This window comes from Rhizobacter sp. P1_G5, from assembly GCF_056405435.1.
The window spans coordinates 1-3,641 of the sequence record NZ_JBFUCB010000609.1; the positions used below are offsets into that span (position 1 = coordinate 1).

Here is a 3,641-nt window from a genome sequence, read left to right on the forward strand (position 1 = left end):
TTGCGCGGATGCACGGCTGCATTGCTCTCGGCTGCCTTGATCAGCGAGCGGATCGCGGTCGGCGCGGTGTAGAACACGCTGACCTTGTGGTCCTGGATCATGCGCCAGAAGCGGCCGGCGTCGGGGTACGTGGGCACGCCCTCGAACACGATCTCGGTACCGCCCAGCGCGAGCGGCCCGTAGGCGATGTAGGTGTGGCCGGTAACCCAGCCGATGTCGGCGGTGCACCAGAAGATGTCGTCGGGCTTCAGGTCGAAGGTCCACTTCGTCGTCAGCGCCGCATGCAGCAGGTAGCCGCCGGTCGAGTGCTGCACGCCCTTGGGCTTGCCGGTGGAGCCGGAGGTGTACAGCAGGAACAGCGGGTGTTCGGCGCCGACCCATTCCGGCTCGCAGGTGACCGGCTGCGCGGCCGTCAGCTCGTGCATCCAGCGGTCGCGCGCAGCATCGAACGCGATCTTGCCGCCGGTGCGCTGGTAGACGATGACGCTCTTGACGCTGTCGCAGCCGCCGAGCGCGATCGCCTCGTCGACGATCGCCTTCAGCGGCAGCTGCTTGCCGCCGCGCAACTGCTCGTCGGCGGTGATCACCATCACCGCGCCGGCATCCTCGATGCGGTCGCGCAGGCTCTGCGCCGAGAAGCCGCCGAACACCACCGAGTGGGTCGCACCGATGCGCGCGCAGGCCTGCATCGCGACCACGCCCTCGACCGACATCGACATGTAGATGACGACGCGGTCGCCCTTCTTCACGCCCTGCGACTTCAGCGCGTTGGCCATGCGGCAGGTCTTCGCGAGCAGGTCGCGGTAGCTGACGCGCGTCACCTGGCCGTCATCGGCCTCGAAGATGATCGCGGTCTTGTCGCCGAGGCCGGCCTCGACCTGCTTGTCCAGGCAGTTGTACGAGACGTTCAGCGTGCCGTCCTCGAACCACTTGAAGAACGGCGYCTGGCTGCTGTCGAGCGTCTTCGTGAACGGCGTCTTCCAGGTCACCACCTCGCGCGCGAGGCGGGCCCAGTAGCCTTCATAGTCGGCCTCGGCCTCCGCGCACAGCTTGTCGTAGGCGGCCATGCCGGACACATGGGCGGCCTTGGCCAATGCTGGGGGGGGTGCGTAGACCTTGTGCTCGCTCGAACTCATGCTTGTCTCCTTCAGCGGTTTGCGCAGCGGTTTGCAAATTCTGCTCGCACCATAGACAGCTGCTCTTACGAACGACTGACGCAGGCGCCCGGGGTCTTCACCGATGGTGCGCCCACTACAATTTCAGGCAACCGGACTATCCCTGCACACCCCATGGCCCAGATCCCCGACCACAGCAACACCAAGCTGCGCCCCTTGCCCAACCTCATCTTCATGAGCCGTTGGCTGCAGCTGCCGCTGTACCTCGGGCTGATCGTCGCGCAGGCGGTCTACGTGTTCCACTTCTGGGTCGAGCTGGTGCACCTGGTCGAAGCGGCCTTCGGCAGCCAGACGGCGCTGCAGGCGGTGTTCACGGCGGTCGGCGTCAGCGGCGATGCCGCCAAGGGCACCAAGCTGACCGAGACGACCATCATGCTGGTGGTGCTCGGGCTGATCGACGTGGTGATGATCTCCAACCTGCTGATCATGGTGATCGTCGGCGGCTACGAGACCTTCGTGTCGCGCATGAACCTCGAAGGCCACCCCGACCAGCCGGAGTGGCTGAGCCACGTCAACGCCTCGGTGCTGAAGGTGAAGCTTGCGACCGCCATCATCGGCATCTCGTCGATCCACCTGCTGAAGACCTTCATCAACGCCRATGCGCTGAGCGACCGGGTGCTGATCGCGCAGACGGTGATCCACTGCGCGTTCCTGCTGTCGGCAATGGCGATCGCGATCACCGACCGGCTGCTGCCCCAGACCTCCTCGAATCACTGAGGCCGGCGCGCACTGCCCAGCAGCAGCAAGGTGCCGGCGATGCCGGCAATCAGCGAACCGCACAGCACGCCGAGCTTGACCTGCGTCTCGTAGTCGCCGCCGCGGCCCTCGAAGGCCAGCGCGCCGATGAACAGGCTCATCGTGAAGCCGACGCCGCACAGCACGCAGACGCCGAAGAACTGCCGCGTGCTCGCACCGGCCGGCAGCTCGGCCCCGGCCAGCCGGATCAGCAGCCACGACGCGCCGAACACGCCGATCGCCTTGCCCAGCACCAGCCCGGCGGCGATGCCCAGCGGCACCGTCTGCGCGAGCGTGCCGAGCGTGACGCCCTGCAGCGACACGCCGGCATTCGCGAACGCGAACATCGGCAGCACCGCGAACGCGACCCACGGGTGCAGCGCGTGCTCGGTGGTCTCGAGCGGCGAATGGCCTTCTTCCCCGCCCCGCAGCGGGATCGCCAGCGCCGTCGCCACGCCGGCCAGCGTCGCATGCACGCCCGACTTCAGCACGCACACCCAGATCACCAGCCCGACGACGACGTACGGCCCGACGCTCATCACCCGGGCTCGGTTCAGCAGGAACAGCACGACGCCGCCGGCCAGCGCCGCACCCAGCATCGCGAGCGACACGTCGGCGGTGTAGAAGAACGCGATCACGACGATCGCGCCCAGGTCGTCGATGATGGCCACCGCCGTCAGGAATACCTTCAGCGAGGCCGGCACGCGCGAGCCGAGCAGCATCAGGATGCCGAGCGCGAACGCGATGTCGGTCGCCGCGGGGATCGCCCAGCCGTGCAGCGCGACCGGATCGCCCAGGTTGATCCCCGCGTAGATCAGCGCCGGCACCGCCATGCCGCCGATCGCCGCGCCGGCCGGCAGCAGCGCCTGCCGGGCCGATGCCAGCTCGCCGGCCAGCATCTCGCGCTTGATCTCGAGGCCGACGAGGAAGAAGAACACCGCCATCCACAGGTCGTTGACCCACAGCAGCAGCGGCTTGGCCAGCACCAGCAGGTCGCCGCCGATGCGCAACTCGCCCGGCAGCTCGACGAAACGCTGGTAGGCCCCATGCCACGGCGAGTTGCTGACCACCAGCGCGATCACGGCGGCCAGCGCCAGCACGACGCCGCCCGCCGATTCGGACGCGATGAAGCGCCGGATGCCATTCAGCATGAGTTCTCCCCTGTCAGTAAAATTCGGGGCTTCAAGCCAAGCCCACTCGCCGGGGATTGTTCCGCAGTTCAGCAGTTCCGCCCACTTTCCGGGATAGCCACATGACCTCGATCCGCTACACCGACCTGGTTGACAGCGTCGCCGCCGCCCTCCAATACATCAGCTACTACCACCCGGCCGACTACGTCGCGCACCTGGCGCGGGCGTACGAATCCGAGCAGGGCCCGGCCGCCAAGGATGCCATCGCGCAGATCCTGACCAACTCGAAGATGTGCGCCGAAGGGCGCCGCCCGATCTGCCAGGACACCGGCATCGTCAACGTCTTCATGAAGATCGGCATGGACGTGCGCTTCGAGGGCTTCCCGGCCGGCGTGGAAGACGCCGTCAACGAAGGTGTGCGCCGCGGCTACCTCGACCCCGAGAACAAGCTGCGCGCGAGCATCGTGGCCGACCCGCACTTCGAGCGCAAGAACACCAAGGACAACACGCCGGCGGTGATCCACATGAGCCTGGTGCCGGGCAACACGGTCGACATCCAGATCGCGGCCAAGGGCGGCGGCAGCGAGAACAAGAGCAAGTT

At 67.2% G+C, this 3,641-nt stretch carries 4 protein-coding genes; 2 read left to right on the forward strand and 2 right to left on the reverse strand.

Translation table 11 applies throughout. The features are described from left to right. A partial coding sequence (locus AC1D12_RS27945; protein ID WP_477844338.1) for an AMP-binding protein occupies positions 1-1,136 on the reverse strand: 1,136 nt, incomplete at its 3' end. A gap of 153 nt (positions 1,137-1,289) precedes the next feature. On the opposite strand from AC1D12_RS27945, the gene AC1D12_RS27950 reads away from it, so the two are divergent. Then, a complete protein-coding gene (locus AC1D12_RS27950) occupies positions 1,290-1,892 on the forward strand; it encodes a YqhA family protein (RefSeq protein ID WP_477844340.1) in 603 nt (200 codons plus the stop codon). Here the strand turns inward: AC1D12_RS27950 and nhaA are convergent. Next, positions 1,886-3,061, reverse strand: a complete 1,176-nt coding sequence (gene nhaA, locus AC1D12_RS27955) for a Na+/H+ antiporter NhaA (protein ID WP_477827768.1) — start codon at positions 3,059-3,061, stop codon at positions 1,886-1,888. The genes AC1D12_RS27950 and nhaA overlap by 7 nt on opposite strands. A 101-nt stretch (positions 3,062-3,162) precedes the next feature. Between nhaA and AC1D12_RS27960 the strand changes: the two genes are divergently transcribed. Further along, positions 3,163-3,641: fumarate hydratase (locus AC1D12_RS27960; protein ID WP_477844342.1), on the forward strand; the 479-nt coding region annotated here is incomplete at its 3' end.

What these genes read in the sequence shown, in the direction of transcription:
- nhaA (WP_477827768.1), bottom strand. Translation starts at nt 3,061, where the DNA reads ATGCTGAATGGCATCCGGCGCTTCATCGCGTCCGAATCGGCGGGCGGC.